The organism is Shewanella sp. 11B5 (assembly GCF_002836795.1).
Classification (GTDB): Bacteria; Pseudomonadota; Gammaproteobacteria; order Enterobacterales; family Shewanellaceae; genus Shewanella; species Shewanella frigidimarina.
On record NZ_PJAP01000987.1, the window covers coordinates 1 to 2793 of the forward strand.

Consider the following 2793-nt stretch of genomic DNA (forward strand, 5'->3'; position numbering starts at 1 on the left):
CAGCTAGTAGCGTTTTTTTGTTCATCATCATTCTCCTATTTGATAGTAGTAACAATCTATCGACAGTATTGCCCTTAGCAATAGCAGCAACCTCTTAGTTAGGTTGCTTTTTTTTATCTTTTTTTCAACGCAAGAAAACAAAAAAGGCCTCAAAGAGGCCTTTTTAAGTTTACAGAAAGTTCGCTAATTAAAGCTTGATACCCACTTTCTCTAAATCTTTAGTAATCACAGATGTTGGTAATGGCACATAACCATCTTTCTCAACAATTTGTTGACCTTGCTTAGACAATACGAAGCGTAAGAATTCACGATCCATTGGCGATAGGTCTTTGTTAGGGTGCTTGTTTACATAAACATATAAGTAACGAGAAAGCGGGTAGGTACCGTCAGCAGCATTAGCAGCCGTCGCTTCGATAAACTTATCGCCTTTCTTAGAGATAGCGACAGCTTTTACACCAGCAGTTTTGTAACCAATACCTGAATAACCAATGGCATTCAATGACTGTGATACAGACTGAACGACTGAAGCAGAACCAGGTTGCTCATTTACGTTTGGACGGAAATCGCCTTTACATAACGCTTTTTCTTTAAAGTAACCGTATGTACCAGACACTGAGTTACGACCGTAAAGCTGAACGTCTTTTGCAGCCCAGTTACCATCTAAACCGGCATCACCCCAACGGTTGATTTCTTTACCGCCACACTTATGTGTAGAAGAAAAAATCGCATCAATTTGTTCAATGCTTAAGCCTGTTATTGGGTTATCTTTGTGTACGAATACGGCTAGTGCATCAATTGCAACACGTACTGCCGTTGGCTGGTAGCCATAATGTTTTTCAAACGCTTCAACTTCATTAGGCTTCATCTTGCGGCTCATTGGGCCGAACTGAGAAGTTCCTTCAGTTAGCGCTGGTGGCGCAGTAGAAGAACCTGCAGCTTGAATTTGGATATTAACGTTAGGGTAAATATGTTTGAACTCTTCAGCCCATAACGTCATCATATTTGCTAATGTGTCAGAACCGACCGAAGACAAGTTACCAGAAACACCGCTGGTTTTTTCGTATATTGGTAAAGTAGGATCAATAGCAGCCATAGATGCTGCTGAGAATACGCCAGCGGCTGTAAGAGTAATCGCGCCGACAAGTTTGTTCAGTTTCATTTTAATGCTCCAGAATTAAGCGTACTAAGTTTTTAAAACGTAGTCAGTATCGACCTCATTGATGACAAGTCTATGACATTGACATGACAGTTGTGTGACACCAGCAGTAAAACTGACTTATTTGATAAAACAAATAAAAAGCCAATTAAGATCAATTGCTTACCAAAGATAGATGGTAAAAGGTTAATTTATACAATAGATAAATAACCACTAAACACATTATAAACAAGATAATTACTGCTTAAAATTATAGCAATAACGCTATATTATGACATTCATAATAATGGTTGAATTTAAGCAATTTATGCCTTACCAGCGATTGATTCAACACTATCCCCCTAAGACTAATTACATTAACATTCCTTAGTTGTTTTGAACTGATTAGGTCATTATTATTAGTTATTTGAATTGAGGTGCAGCAACAAAAAAACAGCACGAATGCTGCTTTTTAAGGATTGCACATCTAAATGCTATTTATTGCCGAACTAACAAGTGCGATGGAATAACAAAACTGAAGATACTGCCTTTGCCATACTCACTCGTTACCTTAAGCTCACTGTGATGATGGTTTAAAGCATGTTTTACTATCGCTAACCCTAAACCACTGCCGCCAGTTTTACTTGAACGCGCATTATCTACTCGATAAAAGCGTTCAGTTAAGCGGTTAATATGTTGTGGAGCGATACCCACCCCAGTATCTGCCACCGAAAACAACGCTCCGGTTGCAACACTTTGCCAATTAACCGAAATCGTTCCACCAGGGCTGGTATAACGTATTGCATTTGAAATCAAGTTGGAGCAAGCACTGCGTAATTGCAATTCATTGCCATGGGTATTCAAACCCGGTTCGCAATTAAACACTAATGTATAGTCGGTGCCAGCAAGGGCTTTGGCCTCTTCTTTAAGAATTTCCATCATCAATGACATATTAACCGTTTGCGATAAATCAATATCCACAGCATCTTCAATGCGCGACAGGGCCAACAATTGCTCAACCATAGATTGCATTCGAGTCGTCTGTTGCTGCATCAACGATAGTGGTTTGTGATTAGGAGAGTCTGCGTCTTCCATGGTTTGCATAATTTCTAAATACCCCTGCAATACTGTCAGTGGGGTCTTAAGTTCATGGGAAACGTTAGCCACAAAATCTTTGCGCATACCTTCTAACTGATGAATTCGAGTGACATCTCGAGCAATTAACAACAATTGTCGATCGCCATAGCTCATTACTCGAATTTCAAGTAATCGCTTATCTGACACCGGAGAAGGGATTTCTAATGGTTCTTTGTATTGTGCTTTCTTTATATAAGTCGAAAAATCAGGATGGCGAATAAGGTTATCAATTCTCTGACCATTATCTTGAGGCCAAACAAAGCCTAAGATTAATTGAGCGAGCTTGTTACACCATAAGATATTATGTTCTGCATCAAGTACTACTGCCGCATCTGGTAAGGCCTCAGCGCCTTGACGAAAACGAGCTAATAAAGTCGCTAACTGACCCACTCGACGACGATTCTTGCCTTGCAGGCGATATATTCCATTGAATACGCCTTCCCAGCTTCCACGCCCTTGAGGAGGCGTAAGCTTTTTATCTTTCCATAACCAGAAGTTTAAACGAGTAAGTTGACGATAAT

At 39.8% G+C, this 2793-nt stretch carries 2 protein-coding genes; both read right to left on the reverse strand.

The genetic code is table 11. From position 1 onward, the window contains the following. Positions 1 to 187 precede the first annotated feature (187 nt). The gene (locus tag CXF78_RS19255; protein ID WP_011638215.1) at positions 188 to 1159 is read right to left on the reverse strand and encodes a PstS family phosphate ABC transporter substrate-binding protein; all 972 of its coding nucleotides are present in this window, start codon (positions 1157 to 1159) and stop codon (positions 188 to 190) included. 474 nt (positions 1160 to 1633) lie between these two features. Further along, positions 1634 to 2793: phosphate regulon sensor histidine kinase PhoR (phoR, locus tag CXF78_RS19260; RefSeq protein ID WP_102037666.1), on the reverse strand; the 1160-nt coding region annotated here is incomplete at its 5' end.